The organism is Affinundibacterium danionis (assembly GCF_042432465.1).
GTDB lineage: Bacteria > Pseudomonadota > Gammaproteobacteria > Burkholderiales > Burkholderiaceae_D > Undibacterium > Undibacterium danionis.
This window is the reverse complement of record NZ_JBHLXJ010000004.1, coordinates 13,775-36,291: the sequence shown is the minus strand read 5'-3', so window position 1 is coordinate 36,291 and position 22,517 is coordinate 13,775. Positions and strand designations below refer to the sequence as shown.

Sequence of the window (22,517 nt, the reverse complement as noted above, 5' to 3'; positions counted from 1 at the left end):
TTGTTCTTGAAATGAAATTAGATGGAGAAAATGCCTCGTCTGTTTAATCGACAGGCGAGGCATTGTTGTATTTAACTGAAGGTGCGAAGATGAATAGTTTGCATGAACTGAAGAAAATTGCGATTGTGGGTGGTGGCTCCGCTGGCTGGATGAGTGCAATGATTTTGGCAGATACGCTAAAAGAAAAAAATATAGAGATAGAATTGCTTGAGTCTCCTATCGTTGGTGTCATTGGTGTCGGTGAAGGTTCCACGCCTGCTTTAAAACGGTTTTTTGATAGTCTGCAAATACCCGAGTCGGAATGGATGCCTGAGTGTAATGCCACCTATAAATGTGGTATTACTTTTGATGGCTGGTCGACCAAGCCTGGCTTCACTAGTTATTTTCATCAGTTCGCCAGTATGGTGGACAATATCACGCAACCATTATTTATCAGTAACGTCCATGCACGTTTGCAAGGTATGGATGTGAATGCAAAACCGAATGATTATTTTTTAACCAGTGTTTTGGTTGAAAAGAATTTAGCTCCTATTCCTTCCGAAAATTTCCCGTTCACTACCAGTTATGGCTACCATTTTGATGCCACCTTACTGGGCCGATTTTTGCAGAAGAAAGCATTGGAGCGTGGCGTGCGTTTTACGCCTTGCCATATCGAACATGCAAGCTTGAACGAGCATGGAGATATTGATGCGGTGATCACCCGAGATGGCTTGCGTATCACAGCAGATCTGTTTGTCGATTGCTCCGGCTTTAGTTCGCTGCTCATAGAAAAAACTTTAAAGACACCATTCGTCAACTATACCGATAATTTGTACAACGATTCAGCCATTGCTTTGCCTACTGAAATCGGCAGCGTGATTCCTTCGCAGACGCTTTCTACTGCTATGAAATTTGGTTGGGCTTGGAAGATTCCGCTGACCAATCGATTTGGAAATGGTTATGTCTACAGCTCACAATTTTGTAGCTCAGATGAGGCCGAGACAGAGTTGCGTGAGAAATTAGGATTATTGGATGCGGACGTGTCGCCACGACATTTGAAAATGAAAGTGGGGAGAGTGGAAAAGCACTGGAATAAGAATTGTGTCGCGGTAGGTTTATCACAGGGTTTTCTTGAGCCTTTAGAGGCGACTGCTCTTTATTTGACACAAATGACTATCGCTATTTTTGCATTGTTTTTAGAGCGAGGTGATTATAGTGAGCAGGCCAGAGCCGCTTACAACAATGAAATTAATAATTTCTTCGACGGTCATCGTGATTACATCGTCGCTCACTATAAAACTAATTCTAGAACAGACACCGAATTCTGGAAGGTCAATGCGCGCAATCTTGATCGTGTGTCGGAGTCCTTGGGACGTTTATTTGAAGTCTGGTTGCATGGGAAAGATTTGTCCGCAGAAATACGTCGCCAAGATATAGAGCGTTACTATCCAATTGGATCTTGGTATGCGTTGATGGCTGGCATGGGGATATTTCCTGAGGTAAGTACAAGTGCATCAGATATGTCTAGTGTGCATGCGGGGCAGGGCGCGCAAATGAAAGACTTTTTGCAGCGTTGTGCGTTGAACTATCGAGACCATAGAACGGTATTAGAGCAAGCTGCACAAGGATAAATTCGGTACATCTCGATTACACGGCAAGCACTCTTAAAGTGACAGGGCTGGCGTAGAGAGTCGTTGTTATGCTTATTTTTTGCGGTGAGAAATCAAAGTAAATTTTTTAATTGTGTTGAAAAGCAGACGAGAAATTGTCGGTAGTTGTAAATAATTTGAATACCACTTAAATACCTATTGACAGCCACTTTGGAAACACATAAAGTGTACTTAAGTTGTAGTTTATGTCTGATTTATGTCTGAATTTCTGTGGTCTCTATCGTAAGAGGTATTGCAGTTAACAGCGTTTTTTGTTGGATGATGCCGTGAAAGATTCTAAGCAAGTGCAGTCACAGTTCAAGCTCCAAATGCCATCGCAGTTTCAATACCTGATCGGTGTTGACGGTGGCGGCACCGGAACTCGTGTTTTGCTCGTCGATAAAGATGGTAAAGAATTAGCGCGTGCCAGTGCCGGTCCTTCAGGATTAATGCACGGTGCCAAGGCTGCTTGGGAATCTATTCTAACAGCAATTGACAAGGCATTTGCGGAAACTGGTATGGTTACTCCAGCCTTGGGACAAATGGCAATAGGTTGTGGCTTGGCAGGCGTCAATAATAAGGTATGGGCTGATGAATTTCGTGCGGCCAACCCTGGTTTTGCTGGGCTTGCGGTAGAAACGGATGCTGGCACCACATTGCTAGGCGCTCATCAAGGGCAGCCTGGCGCTGTTATTGCATTGGGCACTGGTAGTGTTGGAGAGGTAATGCATGCTGATGGTAGTCGGCGTGAAGTGGGGGGGTGGGGTTTTCCTTCTAGCGATGAAGCAAGCGGTGCTTGGATGGGTTTGCGTGCGATTAATCATGTGCAGCACGCACTGGACGGGCGTAGCGCTATGGATGAATTTGCACAAGCTATTATCGACTTTTGTGGTGGTAGTCGTGATGCCGTATTTGCTTGGTTGGGCGGGGCGAATCAAACCAAATTCGCGCAATTGGCTCCCATGGTGATTGAGTATGCGGAACGGAATCCAAAAGCCCACAATATCTTGTTAGATGCTGGTTTGGAAGTTGAGAAAATGGCGCATGCCTTAGACCCAACTGGTATTATGCCAATTGCTTTGTGCGGTGGCTTAGCGGATGCAATTTGGGCTTATTTACCTGAACAATTATTGTCACGTGTAACCAAGCCTAGTGGTGACTCCGCCGCAGGGGCGCTGATTTTGGTCAAAAACCAATTTTTGAAATCGTAACAATCATAGCGAATTCAGAGGATAAAAAAGATGTTGGCACAACTACTTGATTTCAAACCTGATGGCGATAGTTCGACACCGCTTTATTTGCAACTGGCAAATAAGTTGGCGAATGGAATTCATAATGGCTACTGGCAACCCGATGAGGCCTTGCCTTCGGAGCGTATGTTGGCCGAGGCTTTAGAAATTTCACGGGTGACTGCGCGTAAAGCGATAGAGATGCTTTGTGAACGCGGCTTACTCACGCGCAAGCACGGTTCTGGTACTTACATTACACCTAAATTAGAACAACCTCTATCGCGCTTGACTAACTTTAGTGAAGAGTTGCGTCAACGTGGCTTTATGCCGGGCTCGCAATGGTTGTCGCGTGATACTGGCGTTGCTTCACCAGAAGAAATTTTGTCTTTAGGTTTGTCGCCGCATTCAGTGGTATCGCGTTTAAAACGTTTGCGTACCGCTGACAACGTAGTAATGGCGATAGAAAGCACGACTATTCCTAATATTTATTTGCCCAATCCAAAGTTGGTTACCGATAGTTTGTACGGTTATCTGGATCAAAATAATGCCTCACCAACTCGCGCTTTGCAGCATATTCGTGCGGTAAGCGCCACTGCTGAGCAGGCCAAATTAATTGGACTCAAACAAGGCACGGCGATGTTGCTGATTACGCGTGTTGGCTATCTCGCTAACGGCGCTGCCGTTGAATTAACCCATTCGTATTGCCGTAGCGATTATTATGACTTTGTCGTGGAGTTGTTTAGATGAGTGTATTGGGATCAGCCGCACAAAGCATTGAAGGTAATGTTTTAACGCCTACTGGTTGGGTCAACGGTAGCATTACTTTTGATCAAAAAATCACCGCATTGCCGACGCAAACGGTTGATCCTGATAGCAATCAGGCTTGCTATATCTTGCCGGGCTTTATTGACCTACATGTACATGGTGCGGGTGGTAAAGACACGATGGAAGGTGCGGGCGCGATCGAGGTAATTTCGCGCATGCATGCGCAGCATGGCACTACCAGTATGTTGGCAACGACCATGACAGCACCGATGTCTGATTTAGAGAATGCTTTGCACGCTTTGACAGCGGTATGCGCACAACGAGCCAGTGGCGCTGCGCGAGTGCTGGGCGTGCACCTGGAAGGACCGTATATCAATCCCGGAAAACTGGGGGCGCAACCTGATTTTGCGCATGCGGGTTCTTTAGAACAAGTTCAACATTTACATCGTATTGCCCCCATCAAATTAATTACTTTGGCACCTGAAGTCGAGGGCAATTTGGCGATGGTGCGGCAACTGACTGATCTTGGTATGCGTGTCCAGTTAGGTCACACTTTAGGGACTTACGAAGACGGTGTCGCCGCTTTAGAAAATGGGGCTAGCAGTTTTACGCATTTGTACAACGCTATGTCGCGCATGGATCATAGAGCGCCAGGGATGGTTGGCGCAGCGCTGGCGCATGCTAATTTTGCCGAAATTATTCCTGATTTATTACATGTTCACCCCGGTGCTATTCGCGCTGCCTTGCGTGCAATTCCCAAAGTCTATTGCGTGACCGATTCCACTTCAGCGTCGGGTATGCCTGATGGTGAATACATGCTGGGACGTCAAGTGGTGCATAAGTGTCTGGGTGGTGTGCGCTTGGCTGATGGGACCTTGGCGGGTAGTACTCTGACCATGGATCAGGCATTAAAGAATTTAGTCAAGATTGGCTTGGAACTGGACGATGCGTCTAAGCGTGTTTCTACCTACGCAGCAGATTTTTTAGGATTATCTGATCGTGGTCGTCTGCAAGTGGATGCTTATGCAGACTTAGTAGTTCTTGATCGGGATTTGAATCTAATTGCTGTTTATATTGAGGGAGAAAAAATTGAGCTCAAAGATGCTTAAAGAGGCGTGCTCGTCGGGTGAATTTGTCGCTGCACAGTTAAGTCAAGATCGTGAACGTTTAGTCGAGCTGGGGCAGGCTTTACGCGCAACACCGCCGTCATCAGTTGTCACTATTGCGCGCGGAAGTTCTGATCATGCGGCAAATTACGCCGCCTATTTGATCATGGCGAGATTAGGCCATATCGTCGCTTCTTTGCCTATGTCTTTGGTGACTTTGAATAAAGCACCACTGCACGTAAAAAATGCCTTAGCGATCGCGATCTCACAATCAGGTCAAAGTCCAGATGTGGTGGAACCAATTCGTTATTTTCGTGAACATGGTGCGACCACGGTGGCGCTGGTTAATGATGCTAGTTCACCGTTAGCGCAAAGCGCGCAATGGACTATGCCGCTGCATGCTGGTCCAGAATTAAGTGTTGCGGCGACCAAGAGCTTTATTACTTCCCTCGTGGCGGGTGCGCGCTTGGCTGGGCACTGGCAAAACGATCCAGCATTCCTTGCTGGTATTGAAGAATTGCCGCAGGTTTTGCATCAAGCGACTCAATTGGATTGGTCTAATGCATTGGACGTGTTGGTACCAGCGCAAAGAATTATGGTGGTGGGGCGCGGTATTAGTTTTTCTGTCGCTTTGGAATCGGCGCTTAAGTTTAAAGAAACGTCGGTGATTCAAGCGGAGGCATTTAGTGGAGCAGAAATTAAGCATGGCCCTATGGCTTTGATTGATGATGGTTATCCATTATTGATTTTCGCAACTCGTGGTCCCGCACAAGCTGGCTTGATCGCATTAGCAGAAGAGATGCGCGGTCGTGGTGCGAATGTATTATTGGCGGCACCGGCTGATGTGAAAGAACGTAATTTAACGCTGGCGACGGCGGCAACGCCAGATCTCGATCCTATCGCTGCGATTCAATCGTTCTACGTGATGGCGGCACATCTGTCGGTCGCACGTGGATTGGATCCAGATAAGCCACGTCATTTGAGTAAAGTAACTAAAACAAATTAAGACGTACTTGGATAATAGAGCGGGAAATCAGATAATTTGATTCCCGCTTTTCTTTAGCATTTTTATTTTACGTATCTCCGTTCGGAGCACATGGAAGAGCAATGAGTTACCTGATCAGTAAAGAAGAAGCACGTCGTATTGCCGGACAATTAATTATGATCCGCATGCCGGAAACCGTCTTGAGTGAAACGACTATCAATTTTATTCGCGACCATCATATCCGCGCGATTTGTCTGTTCCGCCAGAATATGGTGAACCAAGAGCAGTTGTCAAAATTAACCGCTGATTTGCGGGCAGTGATGGGACCTGAAGCATTGATCGGTATTGATCAAGAAGGCGGTGCGGTCGTGCGTTCCACTTGGGTGCCGCAACCACCTGCTGCGATGTCATTAGGCGCAAGCAATGATGCTGATTTATGTCGCCAAGTCGGTGCGGCAGTGGCGCGTAGTGTTAAAGCCTTGGGTTTTAATTGGAATTTCGCGCCTGTCTTAGACTTAAATAATAACGTTAATAATCCGGTGATTTCTGAGCGTTCATTTGGCGCCTACCCAGCACAGGCGCATAAGCTCGCCAGTGCTTGGATGGAAGGTAGTTTGGCCGAAGGTGTTGCTTGTTGCGTTAAGCATTTTCCTGGTCATGGTGATACGCACGTTGATTCACACCGCGATTTGCCTGAAGTGAACAAGTCCCGTGCTCAGCTCGATGCATTAGAGTTAGCGCCATTTAAAGCTGCCGCGAAAAATGCACCCGCAATGATGACAGCACATATTGTGTATCCGCAAATTGATCCAGAAAATCCTGCGACAATGTCCAAGGCAATACTCACTGGCATATTACGAGATGAGTGGAATTATCACGGTGTTGTGATTACCGATGGGATGGATATGCACGCTATCGCTGGCCGCTATGGTGTTGGTACTGCTGCGGTGAAAGCTTTGGCAGCGGGTGCTGATATGGTGATGGCTTTGGGTAACACCGAAACCCAATTAGAGACCTTGGATGCTTTAAGTTCTGCGATATTGTCTGGCGAAATCGAATACGCGAGTTTGCAAAAAAAATTAGCACGTATCCGTCAGTTAACCGAAACTTATCCTAGTGTAAGTGGCATCTACACCGAACAAACTGATGCCGCCGATCGTGTGCTGATGGCACAAGCGTGGCAACGTGGTTTAACACCTTATCGCCAACCGCAAGCACCGCAACCCGGTAGTAAAGTACGTTTGGTGATCAGCGCCGATGTCGTGAGTGATGGTGTCTCTGAAGCAGGTATCCCTGCGCATAAAGTCGCCACCATGTTGGGACAAATTTATGACCTCGAAACTACGACATTTGATGATGCTAATAGCTTTGAATGGGCTAACATTCCTAATGACGGGCGCACGGTGATTTTGGCTTCTACAGTCCGCATTCGCTACAATGATTATGCACGCAAAACTTGGAAACCTGATTTGCATTTGGTCTTGTGGAACCCCTTCCAGAGTTTAGACATTGCAGCGCCAGCATTGATCACCTATGGTTTTGCGGCACCAGCCATTGACGCCGTCGCGAATTGGTTGTTGGGTAAAGCTGAGGCGACTGGGCAAGTGCCTGTGGCGGATTTTGATCGACTTGCTTGATCCGACTTTGGTGCAATATCAGGCTATGCTTCGATAGAATTTAGCAGCATAAATGCAAAAAAAACCGAAATGCGAATTTTGCATTTCGGTTTTTTTATGAGTTCCTTACCTAACTTATTAAGCTTAATCGAACAGAAATTTTTAAGCAGAAAACTCTCTGTTCGAATGAAGTAAAAAATCTCGCCTGCCTGTTTGTAAAACCTTAAACCTCTGCGCCAACTTCTTTGTTTTGTGCGTTGCTATTGTCAGTTGCATTCGGCTCTTGATCCTTAATATTCAAGAAGCGACACAAAAATAATACAGGCAAAGCAGAGATCAAAACCCAGATAAAAAAGTTATGGTAGCCAAGCATGGTTTGAATTTTCCCGCTGATCATCTTTGGAATGACTAAGCCTAATTGCATGACACCTGTTGCTAAAGCGTAGTGAGCCGTTTGGTATTTACCGACAGCGACTACTTGCATCATGAACAGAATTAAACCTACAAAACCGAAGCCATAACCGAACATTTCTATGCTGAGTGATGTTCCTATGATCAACAGGCTTTCAGGCATGGTGGTGCTGAGGAAAAAGAAAGAAATATTCGGGAAATTCATCGCAATAATTAGCCACGGTAAAGCGCGACGCAGACCTAACCAAGAGGTGAAATAGCCACCGAGTATGCTACCGCCTAAGAATGCAATAGTGCCTGCGGTGCCATACACGATACCAACCTGTTCGTTACTTAATCCCAAGCCACCATTAGCTTTTAATTCTTTTAAAAATAGCGGTCCTATGGTTTGGATTTGACCTTCACCCGTTCTAAATAAAATAATAAATAGAATGGCCAACCAGATTCCAGGCTTCTTAAAAAACTCGATGACCACATCCACCGTGGTGGTGTAGATGCTGTGCATGGATTGCTTGGATTCTTCTTGCTTGGTATTGGGCAATGACCAACTATGATATATGCCTAAACCAATCAGCATCGCGCCCAATAAGCCAAAGATAATGGCCCACGCTTGTGCCGGTGGCATACTTTTTTCAAGATGTCCCGCGAGAATGACCAAGCCACCTAGAGAGATAAATTTGGCCGCATTAAAGAACGCACCTTGCCAGCCTGCATAGGCAGCTTGCTGTTTGTTATTTAAGCTGGCGATATATAAGCCATCTGCCGCGATATCGTGCGTGGCGGAGGCAATGGCGACCACACCTAATAAGGCGATACTCACTGCGAAATAATTGGGCAACTGCATAGACAGTGCGACTAATCCTAAACTCACACCGCCGATTAATTGAAAGCACACCACAAAGAATTTTTTGCTGCGGGCAGCTTCTAAAAAGGGACTCCACAAAGGTTTGAATACCCACGCGAAACCAATCGCACCTGTCCAGTAAGCGATGTCTTCATTTGATACGCCCAGACTTTTGTACATTAAACCGGCAACCAGAGTGACCGCAAAAAATGGCAAGCCTTCGGCCAGATACAAGGTGGGCACCCAAGAAATGGGGGAACGTGAATTGTTTTTTTCAGTTGTCATGAACGAAGTCCTGATATGGATGGCATAGCGATTAAGCGACTTTTTTGCGTTACATCGCACAACATACTATTCTCAATTATTCAGGTCAACTGGTTTTGTATAATTAATGCCACTTAAGTACCAATATACAACTAAATTTTTATTTTTAAGATCAATTTATTACAAATGATGAAGGAAAAACCTATAATTTAAAGAAGTTGAGGCCAATCAAATAAAATTTTTGGAAAATTAAATCCCATGACTATTTGAGTATTTTTGTTGAGAAATCGCTTAACTGGTATTGTTTTAATGGTATGAGTCAGATGCCTGGGGAAATCGCTACCTGGTCGGATTTCTATCTTTGAAAGAAATTGTGAAAGAAATGAATATGCTCGAAGTGAAGACCATGCAACGTTTTTTATCCGTCGATGCTTTACGTGGATTAACCGTTGCCGCAATGCTGTTGGTGAACAGCGCTGGTGATTGGGATCATGTGTATCCTTGGTTGGAACATGCCAGTTGGCATGGTGCGACACCCGCAGATTTTATTTTCCCATTTTTCCTTTTTATTGTTGGTGTGTCTTTGTATTTGGCGCTGACACCCAAATTAGATGCGGGCGTTAATCGCGTCGACTTGGCGCGTACTGTGGTGTGGCGTGGTGTACGGATTATCGCTTTAGGTTTACTTTTACATACCATCGCTTACGCATTAATTCCTGGTCGTGAGTTTCGTCTAATGGGCGTGTTGCAGAGAATAGGCCTGTGTTTTATTTTCGCTGGATTATTAATGATTTATGTGCGACGCCTGCGATTGTTGGCGATATTGTCAGCAGCTATTTTGCTGCTGTATTGGGGATTGTTAAGTTTGGGCGCTTCCTATGAGCCGCATATCAATATAGTGGATCAGTTCGATACTAAAGTGCTGGGTAAATTGGCTTATAGTTTTGATGTGAGTACGGGTTTGGCGCAAGAGCCTGAAGGATTATTGAGCACTATACCTGCTTTGGTTTCTGTTTTGTTCGGCGTATTGGCAGGTGCGGTGTTGCGAGCGGGGCAAACGCAAAGGCTTTGGCAAACTGCCCTATTGTTAGCCTTAGTGGCGTGGATTTGGTCTTGGTATTTGCCCTTTAATAAGCAGCTTTGGACCTCATCATTTGTATTGTGGACTACCAGCTTTGCTTGCATTGCACTGTGGTTGGTACATCATTTGGTTGATCGAGGTTCTTGGCCTGCGCTCGGATTGAGTTTTGGTATTAATGCGATTGCTGCATACGCAGGATCTTGGATCGTAACTTGTGTCCTAGCTGGCATGGGCTGGATGACACCGATTTACCAACAGATTTTCGCCGCACATCTGGTGCCCTCCGTGGGACCCGAATTTGCTTCTTTCGCTTTCGCGGCAAGTTTCATGGGTTTGTTTGCGCTACTGATGTTGGGTTTGCGCAAAGTAGGGTGGCGTTTTTCGATTTAGAGCGCAATTCTCTATTGATGCTTTTCTGCATTTTTGTGCCACATTTTCTGCGACCTATTTAGTAATAGTGAATCAAACTCACTTCGGCTAGCGCTTAGCCTGTTGTGAAAACCTCTAAGTATACTGACGAAAAACAGCTAATCAGACCATGCCCTGCCCATCCTCTGTTAGGATGGACAGGTAGAGCAAATCATATCGCTTGTTTTGATGCTTGCTCTGTTTTTGCGGCCTAAGCTCGCTGGGGGAGGTATGTCAAAGAAACGCATTTCCGTATCAGACGTTCAAATCGGGCAGGCCCTGAAATGGGATGTTTATGGGAGTGATGGCGGCCTCTTGTTGCGTCGAGGTTTTGTGGTATCGAATGAGAATCAAATTGAGATCTTGTTACAGCGTGGAATGTATCTAGCGAGTGATATCGGAGAGGATGAGCCGCAGATTGACGCTGAAGGTCGAAAGATATTTCCTAAAACGGTTGAGCGCCCCTCTGTCGTTCGTATGATTGCTCAGGTACGCAACGAACTGAGCACACTGTCTTTTAATCTAACAGAAGCGCCACAAGCGAGAACGCAGTTCTTAGTGCTTGCGAAGAAAACGATGATCGCGACTTATTTGGATAGCGACGTTGCGCTAGGCTCTATCTTATTACATCAAACTGGCGGCTATGCGGTTCGTCATTGTGTTGATGTCGCGATAGTTTCAATACTGGTAGCAAAAGCACTCAAGAAAACAGATGAGGAGATCATTTTTTTGGTGGCAGCTTGCTTGAGCATGAACATCAGTATGTTAAGCCAACAAGAGCATCTGCAAGCCAAGAGTGAGGATCTCAGTGCGGATGAGCAAGCCCTTATTTTTCATCATCCAGAGCAGAGTGTCGCTTTATTGAAAGCCGCAGGTGTGCATGATGAAGCGTGGTTATCGTGGATCTTACATCATCATGAAAATGAAGACGGTACAGGTTATCCCGGCAAAAAACATAGTGCCGATATCCCTCAAAATGCAAAAATAATCTCAATTGCAGATCGTTATTGTGCTCGCATATGTGCTCGCAGTTATCGCAAGTCTTTATTGCCAAGCGCAGCACTGAAGGACATTTTGGTCGCGGGTAAATCGACCGTGGATTTGATGTTGGTCGCTTTGTTTATTCGTGAGTTGGGTACTTATCCAATTGGGAGTTTTGTTAAATTAGAAAATGGTGAGCTAGGCGTTGTTACCAGTAAAGGAGGCACCGCTACGACACCTTATGTACACGTGTTGACCGATGCTTGGGGAGCACCTTTGCCAGTGCCAATTAAACGGGATACGCATAAAAATTTGCATGGTATTCGCGAAGTATTACACAGGGATCAGGTTCGAGTCATATTTGCTATGCGTCATTTGTGGGGTGAGATTGCGATGGAGTAGGGTGTTTTATTGGTTTGTTGTACGTCTCCAGCTTCGTTTCCATTCTCTCCAATTTATTTTATTTTTTCGATTGATTGATTAAATCATGCAAGAAAATTCTGAACTGAATGAATCGCCAGCGGAACCAAATATTGGGTCGACCATCGAGTCGCCTATCGAGCCGATTCAGAGCCAAGTGCGAAGTCGTCAATTTGAATTGGTTTATGTGTATGCGGCCGATGTTGATTATGCTGCTGATTTAGCGCAAGTTTTGCGTTTGTTTCATTACGAAGTAAATTGTTTTAGCGACTTGGAAGAGTTTCGTGCAGCTATCTTGATCAGGGCACCTGCCGCGGTTGTTTTGGATATTGATTCGGAGCAGGGACAGCGTGCCAAGGCTGCTATGGCCGTCAGAGTCATTACGACTTTTCCAGCGATTTATGTTTCTGCTAAAGATAATTTCGACGACCGCCTAGTAGCAGTGCGTGAAGGGGCAGAAGGTTACTTTATTAAACCTGTCGACATACAAGCTTTGAGCGCTCGTATCGACGAAAAAATCGCGAAAAATACAGTGCGTTCTTATCGCATTCTTGTAGTCGATGATGATGAGTTTTTTTTGAGTTTTTTTGATGCGGTTTTAAGCAGTGCAGGCATGCATGTGATGCCGCTAATCGACCCTACACAAATTTTAGAATCCATTAAAACATTTAAGCCAGAATTAATTTTAACTGATCTACATATGCCGCAATGTAGCGGTATCGAGATGGCAAAACTAATACGGCAAAATAATCATTATCTCGATATTCCTATCGTCTTTTTGTCTTCAGAAACCGAAATGGAAAAACAGATAGGCGCGTTGGAAAATGGCGCAGATGATTTTTTGACTAAGCCAATTGATCCTGAAAAATTGATTTCATCCATCGCAGCGAGGGCTGAGCGTTATCGTAATTTGCGCAAGCAGATTTAGAAAGTCACATGTGGCACTGCAGTGCACCGCACGCCTACCATCCTTGAATGTTACTGCTAGATCGCTTAGTACATCTTTGAATCATAAATCATGATTCAAAGATGTCGCCACATTGAGATTTTTATGGATAAAAAATTTCTACCGTATAGTCAGACGCTTTTAATCCGTTAAGTTGGAAAAATATTTTGTGATTGGTTTCGCTATTGGCGGCCATACCTTTGTTTAGCAAATCCTTGTTGTCTAAATATTGACTGGGGCTGAAGGCTTTTTGTAACAGGTCTTTGCCGCGTCTATCTTTTAAGGTGAGATCAAAATGTGGCCAAGCCTGTACTGTGCCACTCTTGTTTTGGATTTGAACTGAGAGCGTATTCATGCTGAGCTCTTCATTGACTATCAATAACTCGCTACCTGTGATTTCTAGCAGACTCTTTTGGGCAGGTAATTTGATCTGGCAAGACAAAGCTTTGCAGATACTGAGCAATTGAGGCTTGAGCTGCGGCATTTGCGCCGCGATATCCGAGCGAAGAAAGTACGCGCTTTGTGCTACACCCAGTAGGGTGAACAGCACTACGCCCAATCCTAGTCCGTAACGCTTCCATTTTCCGAAACGCTGCGCCCGCTCTGCTTGTAATACAAAAGCAGGTGTGACTTCCGGATCGTGTACCATCGTTTCATTAAAGCTGTCTTGTTGATCTGCAAGGCTATCGGCAAGCTTTTCTCTGCCGCTAGAGACTCTTAAGTCATTAAGAGTTTGATGTTTGACTGTGGTGGTTGGTAGATCAGTTGAGGTATTCTGGGCGGTAATGTCGTCAAGTATAGGTTTTAAATCTTTTAATGAATCGATAAAACCATCTTGTGCTGATGTTGTTTCGTGTTTTGACCAGTCGTCGGTCGCTTCGTCCAGAACCGCAGCGCGTGTCTCTAATTCTAATTGATGAATATGAGCCAGCTCATCAACCCATTCTCTATCTTCTTTGCTTAGCTCAAAATCAAGATTGGCAGTTAATGAGGTTGGCTTTCTGGTATTTTGTTTAACGGCAGGTGTTAATTCTGCTTTAGGTTCTGGCTCAGATGTTAATGTTGCTTCTAATGTCGACTCTAATGTGGACTCTACTGATGAATCCAAGGATGATTCAAGTGCGGGTTTTGGTTCTAATTCCGTCGCAGAGCTTTCAGAGGCGCTTGGCGGCAAGTTAAGCGCTTTGTCGAGGTCACTTAATTGTGGGGAGGCTACTGCTGTGCTTGTTGCCTTGCTTGCGGTTGCAGTTAAGTGGTCAACATCGCTGTTAGACGAGTCTTGCGTGGAGTTTTCCGAGGTGAGTTTGGTCGCATCATGAGCTTGCTCGGTTTCCTCTAAGGTGAGATCGTCTTCATGATGAGCCGCCAGTTCTGTATGCGGTTGTACTGCTGAGGGAGCTTGATCTTTAATGATGGATTCAGGTTCAGCACTAAATTCGGTATTGAGTTGAGGACTAGCCTCGGTGTCGAGTTTGGGAGAGACTTCTCTATCAACGTCGCTATCAATCTCACTATTCAGCGCAGTACCAACTTCCGTATCGGTCGTTAAATTCTCGCCCTTGGTTTGAGTCTCCAACCCCGATGTGATGGTGGTTGAGCCCGCTTCTTCCTTGGCTTCTAAATCAATATGATCCGTTTTTTCTAGACCTAGTTCTGAGTCAGGATGCAAGCTTGAATCTAGGTTGGCATGTTCCTGACTTATCTCTGGTGTTGCTTCACCTTGGGAAGATGAAGCTGGCGGCAGGTGAGTATTCTCCATTGCAGCAATGATATCGCTAGCGCTAATATTGGCTGCGTTCTTTTCTACTGACGCTTGCGTAGCATTCGACGTAGGATTTGCCGAAGGTGGCGTTTTTGCCGCTGCCCCTGGTGCTAATAAATGTTCAATACCATTAAAGGTTTGTTTGCAGGCACCGCAACGTACCATGCCTGCATGCAGTTTTAACTGATCGTTGGCTACTCGAAAACTTGTGTAGCAATGAGGACATTGGGTTGCGAGTGCCATGAGATTTCTTAATTAGTGGAAGTCAAAGCGGAAATCAAAACGAGTGTCGATCTTATGCGCATAGATCAATTTTAAGCAAGGCGACCATGTAAAGCGACCCAGCCTTCGCGTTCTTGCCATACGCTTAATTGAATAAAGGGAGCGTAAGCTGCGGCGACTTCTTCTGCTTGACGGGCTAGTACACCAGATAAAATCAATGCGCCACCGGGAGCGACACGACCAGAAAGCATAGGTGCCATTAGTTTTAATGGGCTGGACAAAATATTCGCAACAACCACATCAAATTGATGTGAGGCAGGATATTTTTCACCGAAGGCTTCAGGCAAAGAAAACTCAATGTCACATTGATTGCGTTCCGCATTGAAATTGGCTGACTCGATTGCTTGCGGATCGATATCTACGCCTACGACTTTATTGCCTCCCAACTTCTTGGCGACCATCGCCAAAATTCCAGAGCCACAGCCGTAGTCGAGTACTGACAAATTTTGTGGCGCATGCGCTTCTAGCCATTCCATGCATAAACGGGTAGTCGGGTGGCTACCCGTACCGAAAGCAAGACCCGGATCTAATTCCAACACCAAAGCTTGTGGGTCTGGAATCTCATGCCAGCTTGGGACGACCCAAATATTTTTACCGATATGAATAGGTTCGAATTGAGATTGCGTTAAACGTACCCAATCTTGTTCTTCGACCTTGCGAGTTGTGAAAGCGGGAATTTCTGCCAGTTTAATTGACGCGGCGGCCTCCGCAACTAAGGCTGCATGATCAACATCGGTATCGGCCAGTGCAACCACACGGCTACGCTCCCATGCGCGTTCGGTGATCTCCATGCCGGGTTCTCCAAACAAGGGTTTTTCAGCATCAGTGCCTTCGTCCGCGTCTTCTACCGAAACGGATAAAGCACCAGCGTCCATCAAGGCATCGGATAGATTTTCTGCGTGATCGCGTGCTACTTCAATGATGATTTCTACCCAGGCCATATGTGCTTTCAAATTCAAAAAAATATGTTTGAGCGCCAAAAAATGGCGTCAATTTAAATCAAAAAACGCGATTGAATATAGTATCTCAATCGCGTCCTGCAAACTACCAAACTAGCTATCGGGCGCCTCTAAAAAATCCGAACTACGATGTGATGCGTCGTTGTGAGAAAAATTTTACCTCTTACATATCAAGCAAATGTAGCGGGTCAAAATTTTTCTCTCGTCTAGCCTGACTTAGTATTTTGAATTTTTAGAGGTGCCCTATAATGCAAAGCGTTTATTTCGACTTGTTGGACAATACTGGCATATCCGCTAATTTATGTTCGAGGTAGTGAATATTGGTGCCGCCTTCGATAAAACGAGCGTCCACCATTAGTTCACGGTGCAAAGGAATATTGGTTTGTATGCCTTCTACCACCATTTCAGATAAAGCGATTTGCATACGACGAATTGCCTGCTCACGAGTTGCGCCATAAGAGATGACTTTACCGATCATAGAATCATAATTGGGTGGTACAAAATAGCCTGCGTAAGCATGAGAGTCAACCCGAATCCCTGGGCCGCCAGGGGTGTGCCAAGTAGCAATACGGCCAGGTGACGGCGTAAATTTAAACGGATCTTCGGCATTGATACGGCACTCGATAGAGTGGCCACGCAATTCAATATCGGATTGTTTAAAACGTAGTTTGTCACCGAAAGCAATATGAATTTGCTCTTGTACGATGTCGACCCCTGTAATCATTTCTGTGACTGGATGCTCAACCTGTACCCGAGTATTCATTTCGATAAAATAGAATTCGCCGTTTTCATAGAGGAACTCAAAAGTACCCGCACCACGGTAGCCAATCTTGCGGCAAGCTTCGGCACAACGGTTACCAATTTTTTCTATCGTTTTACGTGGAATGCCAGGAGCAGGGGCTTCTTCAATGACTTTTTGGTGACGACGTTGCATGGAGCAATCGCGCTCACCCAACCAAACCGCATTGCCGTGTTGATCAGCCAAAATTTGGATTTCCACATGACGTGGGTTTTCCAAAAATTTTTCCATATAGACTTCTGGATTACCGAATGCTGCACCTGCTTCGGTCTTGGTCATCGTCACCGCATTTAATAGCGCCGCTTCGGTGTGTACTACGCGCATACCGCGACCACCACCACCTCCAGCAGCTTTAATAATGACCGGATAGCCGACTTTACGGGCTGTTTGCACGATGACTTTAGGATCATCGGGTAAAGCACCGTCTGAACCCGGTACGCAAGGTACGCCAGCTTCGATCATTGCGTGTTTAGCAGACACTTTGTCGCCCATCAAACGAATCGACTCGGCGCGAGGACCAATAAAAACAAATCCAGATTGTTCTACACGCTCAGCAAAATCAGCGTTTTCAGACAAAAAGCCGTAGCCGGGATGGATAGCTTGAGCATCAGTCACTTCAGCGGCACTGATGATTGCCGGCATACTTAAGTAACTCAAATTGGAGGGGGCTGGGCCGATGCAAACGGATTCATCGGCTAATTTGACGTATTTTGCTTCGCGGTCAGCTTCGGAGTGAACGACTACGGTTTTGATGCCCATTTCGCGGCAGGCACGCTGAATACGGAGGGCAATTTCGCCACGATTGGCGATCAGAATTTTTTCAAACATAATATATTTTGCTTTGGCAGAGGTTGCAGCCGGAGAGCTTAGGAGCGGTATATTTTGTTTTCGCCAGATTTATTGGCGAAGCAACTAGCGTCATTAAGCTGTTTGAGCTGATAGGTCTTGCTGAAATTAAGCAATGATAAACAATGGTTGGCCAAATTCGACCGGTTGACCATTTTCGACCAAAATTTGCTTGATGCTGCCAGAGAAATCGCTTTCGATTTCGTTCAATAATTTCATCGCTTCGATAATGCACAAGGTATCACCGCTGTTGACGTTTTTGCCAATATCAACGAATGGCGCGGAGCCAGGAGACGCAGCGCGGTAGAACGTGCCGACCATAGGAGATTTAATCACATGACCTTCAACCGCAGCTGGTGCCGCTGGCGCTGCAGGTGCAGCTGTAACAGGCGCCGCTGCTGGAGCAGGCATTCCTTGCTGCATGGTTTGCATTTGCGGTTGCATCATCACCATTTGGCCTTGTGGCGCAGGTGAAGATTTGACGATGCGAACTTTGCCTTCGCCTTCGGTGACTTCTAACTCAGAAATATCGGATTCCGCAACGAGGTCGATGAGGGTCTTGAGTTTTCTTAAATCCATGTGAAATCTCCTGAAAAATGTGTCGTTTAAGCCTGCTTTTGCTTGCTTAAAAGCTTGTTATTGGGAAGAATGCAGTTCATATAGAAAATCATTTTGTATGATTGATGATGTGAATTGCATGAAGATGCGAGAATTTAAAGGTTTTTTAGTGCAAAGTCAATTGCTAAGCGATATCCGTCGATGCCAAAACCGCAGATTACGCCTTTGGCGATATCGGAAAGATAAGAGTGATGCCGGAATGCTTCTCTTTGATGAATATTGGAAATATGAACTTCTAAAAATGGGATGGTGACACCTGCAAGAGCATCTCTAAGTGCAACACTAGTATGTGTCAATCCGCCGGGATTAATCACGATGGCATCGATTTTTTCGGCGCGCGCGGCGTGAATTCTGTCGATCAATGCGCCTTCGTGATTACTTTGAAAACAATAAAATACCGCTTCTGCGTGTTCTACTTGCTGCCTTGCTGCGTCTTCAACGTCAGTGAGCGTTTGACTTCCATAGATTTCTGGTTCGCGTGTCCCTAGTAAATTCAGGTTGGGGCCGTTGATGAGCAGGATCTTGCGTGCCATAGAATTTATTATTTTGCCGAAGTTGCAGGCATTTTGCCGTTATTTACCCCTAATTGGCAAGGAAAAACACGGAATCTTTTTAACTTTTTATATTCAGGCGCTGAATATCAGCACGTAATTCAGTCATTTTTAAGCGGCCAGAATAGGTTTTTACGACCTTGCCGTCTGCTGAGATTAAGGCGGTGAAAGGTAGGCCGCCCGCTTTGTTACCCATGGCTTGGGAGAGGCTAGTGCCATCCATGCCCGCGGAAAATACAGGATAGCTGATCTGATATTTCTGTGTAAATTCTGCAATGTTACTTGGTGTATCTATGCCTAGTCCAAGTAACTGTACATTTTTTGCTGCCAAGTCTTTTTGTAATTGGACTAATTCTGGCATTTCTTCGACGCAAGGTTTGCACCATGTTGCCCAGAAATTAACGACGAGAAATTTTCCCTGCCATTGTTTGATCGCTTGCGGCTTGGATTGAGCGTCATTTAAGGTTAACGCAAATAATTTCTGTGTGGCATTGTCGGCCGCTGGCGCTGGCTCGAATTTCTTAGCGCCCAAGCTAGCGCCCAGACCTGCAAAGATGAGGGCAATTAATGCAGCAGAAATAGCGAATCGTTTATTGATCATGATGTTCAGCCTGTTCTATTAAACTTTTAAGGTGAGCGAGATTGCCGCGCTCTTTTTTATCAGTGTGTCGCACATCGTCGGCATCATGCACTAAAAGATGCACGCCTTCGTTTTTAAACATGAAACTCAGGGTTTCTAGTGGGTCACCACGTTTTCCTTGATGCTCCGATACGTCGTAATCGATACCCGCATTGAGTAGGTAGATGGCGACATCTTTACTATTATCAGTATATAAATGTAGGTGGATGTCTGAGTGCTCGCCTGCGGTTCCATTCAGCACTGCGCCTATCAAGTAGGGATTGAATTGTGTTAATTCTTTCATCAAAATCGCCGCGGTCTGGCGCAAGTGCAGTAATCGTGCGGGTTGAGTATCGCCAAAAAATAAGGCCTGATACTCGCGTACTTCTTGTTCGATTTGTTCATTGTCGGGCAGGATGTTGCCATTTAACTTTTGATTGCCGAGCAATTGTTTTACTGCGCGACGTTTAGCCGCGCCGTATTCAGCACCTTCTTCTGCGATAAACTTAGCGGCCAGTGATGCAATTTCGTCACGTATTTGGCCGACCGAATCGCCGTCATTAAAAATAAAATTCGTCATTTGCGCATCATATCGCATTCGGTTTAGTCGTGTCTGTCTGCTTGCTCAGGTAGAATTGCGGCAATTGTTAAAAAGTGGTCAAAAAATTGGTCAAATTGAATGAAAAGCGCAAACTTTTGCCTTTCTTGTTCATGCCGCTTTATTCGTGACCAAGGATTATGGAAAGTTGGCATTAATTTATGCATATTCATATTTTAGGCATTTGTGGCACTTTTATGGGTGGTTTGGCAGTATTGGCAAAGCAGGCGGGACATCGCGTCACTGGTTGTGATGCGAATGTTTATCCGCCCATGAGTACGCAGTTGGAAGCTCAGGGAATCACCTTGATCGAAGGCTTCGATCCCGAACAAATTGATCTGGCACCGGATTTATATGTGATTGGCAATGTCGTGTCACGTGGTAATCCTTTGATGGAAATGATTTTGAACCGGGGTTTGCCCTATGTGTCCGGTCCACAATGGATAGGTGAGCAATTATTGCGCGATAAGTGGGTGTTGGCAGTTGCTGGAACGCACGGTAAGACGACGACGGCTTCGATGTTGGCGTGGATTTTGGACTACGCTGGCTATGCGCCGGGTTTTTTGATTGGCGGTGTGCCTTTAAATTTTGGCGTGTCAGCACGTTTGTCTGGTGAGGCTATCGAAGGTGCTGGCAAAAAATCTAATTTTTTCGTGATTGAAGCGGATGAATATGACACAGCGTTTTTCGATAAGCGCAGTAAATTTGTGCATTACCACGCAAAAACGGCGATTTTAAATAATCTGGAATTTGATCATGCCGATATCTTTCCTGATATCGCCGCAATAGAAACCCAGTTTCATCATTTAGTGCGCACTGTGCCAGGTATCGGACGCCTGATCGTCAACGCGAAAGAAGCCTCCTTGCAGCGCGTGGTACAGCGCGGCTGTTGGAGTGAAAAGGAATTTTTCACAGACGAGATGAACGGCGCAGATCGGGACTGGCATTTGGTATTGCAAGAATCCGAAGATTTTAGTATTTATTTCAAAACTGAATTGCAAGGTACGGTGCGTTGGTCTTTGAACGGTGCGCACAATCGTATGAATGCTTTGGCGGCCATTGCTGCGGCGCGTCATGTTGGTGTGACTCCCGCTATAGCGATTGCTGCCTTATCAGAATTTGTTAATGTAAAACGGCGTATGGAATTGCGTGGTGAAGTCAATGGCGTCAAAGTGATTGATGATTTTGCCCATCACCCGACCGCGATTGCGACTACGGTGCAAGGTTTGCGCCGTAAAGTCGGTGCATCTCGTATTTTGGCTGTGTTAGAACCTCGCTCTAATACCATGAAAATGGGCGCGATTAAACAAGCATTGCCTGCGAGTTTGATTGATGCCGACTTGGTGTTTGTGTACGGAGCCCAAAGCGGTAAAGATGCGATAGGCTGGGATCTCGCAGAAACGTTTGAGGAACTTGGCGAGAAAGTCAGAGTCCACCATCAACTCTCCATCTTGGTGAATGACATTGTGCAAGTGGCGCAATCGGGTGATCACATTCTGGTGATGAGTAATGGTGGCTTTGGTGGCGTGCATCAAATGCTCTTAGATGCCTTGGCAACAAAAAATTTTAGCGCGCACTAGTCAGGCTTTTTCATGATTTTGTATTTACATGGTTTTCGCTCATCGCCCGCTTCACTGAAAGCGCGACTGCTTACTGATTATTTTGCCGCCCATGGACGTGCCGCTGAATTCGTATGTCCACAATTGCCAGCTTCGCCTGCGCAGGCGATCAATTTGCTACTGCGCATAATCGACCAATATGTGGATCAACATTCAGCACAAAAATTGTGTTTGATTGGTTCTTCACTGGGTGGTTTTTACGCGACTTATTTAGCGGAAAAAAATAATTGTAAGGCTGTGTTGATTAATCCTGCGGTCACTCCACCACGTGATTTGGAGAAGTATGTCGGCGTGACGACGGCCTATCATAGTGATGAAGTGTTCGAATTTAAATCCGAATACGTGGAAGAATTAAGGCAATTCGCGATATCCAAGATCAGTCATCCAGAGCGTTATTTTTTATTAGCTGCGACGGGTGATGAAGTGCTAGATTGGCGCGAGATGGTGGCGCATTATCCGTCCGCCAAACAGCATATTATTCAAGGTAGTGATCATGGTATTAGCGAGTTTGCCGATTATCTGAATTTAGTTGTGGCGTTTTGTGATGCAGCATAAAACCGTATTTACAGTGGCTGCGAATTGGCATACTCATGTCAATCACGTGCAAGCTTCGCCTAAGATGGCAGATTGGCTCAGTAATCGTGATTCCTTGACCGAACGCTTGGTAGCTCATAGTCAGCAATTTCGCGTGCAGCGCTTATATCAAGGTCGAGCTCGGTGTTTGCAAGATGAATTTATGGAAATTGATTTGCCGCGCGTGCAACAAGTGGTAGAACGTGAGGTTTTATTGCGTTGTGATGAAGTGCCAGTTGTCTACGCGCACACGGTATTGCCTTTGCATGCGAATGCGTACCAGTGGCCGTTATTTGCCTCATTAGGGAATCGTTCTTTGGGCACAACCTTGTTTAGTGATCCTTTGGTGCAGCGTGGTCCTTTACAGTATGCACGTTTGCGCCCGGAGCATCCTTTAATGCGACGCATCGCAAGACTGGCTTTGTTGGAACTCAGTGAATCTTATTTGTTGGCACGTCGCTCGGTATTTACCCGACGTGGCTCCAAGTTGTTAGTTACGGAAGTTTTTTTACCTGCTTTGAGTGCACTGAGTTTGAATGCAGTCGGAGTTACAGCTGAATAAGTATGAATAGAGGTCAATAGAAATTATGGTGATTTCTTGACCTAG

General features: G+C 45.6%; 20 protein-coding genes. 12 read left to right on the top strand and 8 right to left on the bottom strand.

The features are described from left to right. The first annotated feature begins 89 nt into the window (after positions 1-89). The 6 genes from ACFFJH_RS04270 to nagZ all read left to right on the top strand — a co-directional run bounded on the left by ACFFJH_RS04270 (position 90) and on the right by nagZ (position 7,350). Positions 90-1,610 carry a tryptophan halogenase family protein gene (locus ACFFJH_RS04270; RefSeq protein ID WP_390210324.1) on the top strand — a complete coding sequence of 507 codons (1,521 nt, stop codon included), beginning with the start codon at positions 90-92 and terminating at the stop codon, positions 1,608-1,610. Positions 1,611-1,915: 305 nt separating this feature from the next. Then, on the top strand, positions 1,916-2,839 hold the full coding sequence (locus ACFFJH_RS04265) for a glucosamine kinase nucleotide-binding domain-containing protein (RefSeq protein ID WP_390210322.1): 924 nt from the start codon (positions 1,916-1,918) through the stop codon (positions 2,837-2,839). A 30-nt stretch (positions 2,840-2,869) separates the two neighbouring features. Next, positions 2,870-3,604, top strand: coding sequence for a GntR family transcriptional regulator (locus tag ACFFJH_RS04260; protein ID WP_390210320.1), 735 nt, complete (start codon positions 2,870-2,872; stop codon positions 3,602-3,604). Beyond that, positions 3,601-4,731, top strand: coding sequence for an N-acetylglucosamine-6-phosphate deacetylase (gene nagA / locus ACFFJH_RS04255; protein ID WP_390210319.1), 1,131 nt, complete (start codon positions 3,601-3,603; stop codon positions 4,729-4,731). The genes ACFFJH_RS04260 and nagA overlap by 4 nt, the downstream gene beginning before the upstream one ends. Further along, positions 4,724-5,734, top strand: a complete 1,011-nt coding sequence (locus ACFFJH_RS04250; RefSeq protein ID WP_390210591.1) for an SIS domain-containing protein — start codon at positions 4,724-4,726, stop codon at positions 5,732-5,734. The genes nagA and ACFFJH_RS04250 overlap by 8 nt, the downstream gene beginning before the upstream one ends. 101 nt (positions 5,735-5,835) lie before the next feature. Then, complete coding sequence (gene nagZ / locus ACFFJH_RS04245; protein WP_390210318.1) at positions 5,836-7,350, top strand: beta-N-acetylhexosaminidase; 1,515 nt, start codon at positions 5,836-5,838, stop codon at positions 7,348-7,350. A gap of 202 nt (positions 7,351-7,552) precedes the next feature. Here the strand turns inward: nagZ and ACFFJH_RS04240 are convergent, their stop codons facing one another. Further along, positions 7,553-8,869 carry an MFS transporter gene (locus tag ACFFJH_RS04240; RefSeq protein WP_390210316.1) on the bottom strand — a complete coding sequence of 439 codons (1,317 nt, stop codon included), beginning with the start codon at positions 8,867-8,869 and terminating at the stop codon, positions 7,553-7,555. A 361-nt stretch (positions 8,870-9,230) separates the two neighbouring features. Here ACFFJH_RS04240 and ACFFJH_RS04235 point away from each other — a divergent pair, with 361 nt between their 5' ends. The 3 genes from ACFFJH_RS04235 to ACFFJH_RS04225 all read left to right on the top strand — a co-directional run bounded on the left by ACFFJH_RS04235 (position 9,231) and on the right by ACFFJH_RS04225 (position 12,666). Beyond that, a complete protein-coding gene (locus ACFFJH_RS04235; RefSeq protein WP_390210315.1) occupies positions 9,231-10,319 on the top strand; it encodes an acyltransferase family protein in 1,089 nt (362 codons plus the stop codon). Positions 10,320-10,568: 249 nt separating this feature from the next. After that, complete coding sequence (locus tag ACFFJH_RS04230) at positions 10,569-11,720, top strand: HD-GYP domain-containing protein (RefSeq protein ID WP_390210312.1); 1,152 nt, start codon at positions 10,569-10,571, stop codon at positions 11,718-11,720. 85 nt (positions 11,721-11,805) lie between these two features. Beyond that, complete coding sequence (locus ACFFJH_RS04225; protein WP_390210311.1) at positions 11,806-12,666, top strand: response regulator; 861 nt, start codon at positions 11,806-11,808, stop codon at positions 12,664-12,666. Positions 12,667-12,787: 121 nt separating this feature from the next. Here the strand turns inward: ACFFJH_RS04225 and ACFFJH_RS04220 are convergent, their stop codons facing one another. The 7 genes from ACFFJH_RS04220 to ACFFJH_RS04190 all read right to left on the bottom strand — a co-directional run bounded on the left by ACFFJH_RS04220 (position 12,788) and on the right by ACFFJH_RS04190 (position 19,700). Beyond that, the gene (locus ACFFJH_RS04220; RefSeq protein ID WP_390210310.1) at positions 12,788-14,689 is read right to left on the bottom strand and encodes a DUF3426 domain-containing protein; all 1,902 of its coding nucleotides are present in this window, start codon (positions 14,687-14,689) and stop codon (positions 12,788-12,790) included. Positions 14,690-14,760: 71 nt separating this feature from the next. Then, entirely contained in the window at positions 14,761-15,669 is a 909-nt protein-coding gene (gene prmA, locus ACFFJH_RS04215) for a 50S ribosomal protein L11 methyltransferase (RefSeq protein ID WP_390210308.1), read from the bottom strand. 277 nt (positions 15,670-15,946) lie between these two features. After that, a complete protein-coding gene (gene accC / locus ACFFJH_RS04210; RefSeq protein WP_390210307.1) occupies positions 15,947-17,314 on the bottom strand; it encodes an acetyl-CoA carboxylase biotin carboxylase subunit in 1,368 nt (455 codons plus the stop codon). A gap of 126 nt (positions 17,315-17,440) precedes the next feature. Then, a complete protein-coding gene (gene accB, locus ACFFJH_RS04205) occupies positions 17,441-17,911 on the bottom strand; it encodes an acetyl-CoA carboxylase biotin carboxyl carrier protein (RefSeq protein ID WP_390210306.1) in 471 nt (156 codons plus the stop codon). Between the two features lie 134 nt (positions 17,912-18,045). Beyond that, positions 18,046-18,483 (bottom strand): type II 3-dehydroquinate dehydratase, encoded by a 438-nt coding sequence (gene aroQ / locus ACFFJH_RS04200; RefSeq protein ID WP_390210304.1) that lies wholly within the window; start codon positions 18,481-18,483, stop codon positions 18,046-18,048. 79 nt (positions 18,484-18,562) lie between these two features. Next, positions 18,563-19,102 (bottom strand): TlpA family protein disulfide reductase, encoded by a 540-nt coding sequence (locus tag ACFFJH_RS04195; protein ID WP_390210303.1) that lies wholly within the window; start codon positions 19,100-19,102, stop codon positions 18,563-18,565. Next, positions 19,092-19,700, bottom strand: a complete 609-nt coding sequence (locus ACFFJH_RS04190) for a hypothetical protein (protein ID WP_390210302.1) — start codon at positions 19,698-19,700, stop codon at positions 19,092-19,094. The genes ACFFJH_RS04195 and ACFFJH_RS04190 overlap by 11 nt, the downstream gene beginning before the upstream one ends. A 179-nt stretch (positions 19,701-19,879) precedes the next feature. Between ACFFJH_RS04190 and mpl the strand changes: the two genes are divergently transcribed. Genes mpl through ACFFJH_RS04175 form a run of 3 tightly spaced genes read left to right on the top strand, consistent with a single transcriptional unit; the run spans position 19,880 to position 22,472 of the window. Continuing rightward, a complete protein-coding gene (gene mpl / locus ACFFJH_RS04185) occupies positions 19,880-21,298 on the top strand; it encodes a UDP-N-acetylmuramate:L-alanyl-gamma-D-glutamyl-meso-diaminopimelate ligase (RefSeq protein ID WP_390210301.1) in 1,419 nt (472 codons plus the stop codon). 12 nt (positions 21,299-21,310) lie between these two features. After that, the gene (locus ACFFJH_RS04180; protein WP_390210300.1) at positions 21,311-21,892 is read left to right on the top strand and encodes a YqiA/YcfP family alpha/beta fold hydrolase; all 582 of its coding nucleotides are present in this window, start codon (positions 21,311-21,313) and stop codon (positions 21,890-21,892) included. Continuing rightward, positions 21,882-22,472: a chorismate--pyruvate lyase family protein gene (locus ACFFJH_RS04175; protein ID WP_390210298.1), complete on the top strand. Its 591-nt coding sequence runs from the start codon at positions 21,882-21,884 to the stop codon at positions 22,470-22,472. The genes ACFFJH_RS04180 and ACFFJH_RS04175 overlap by 11 nt, the downstream gene beginning before the upstream one ends. The last annotated feature ends 45 nt before the right edge of the window (positions 22,473-22,517 follow it).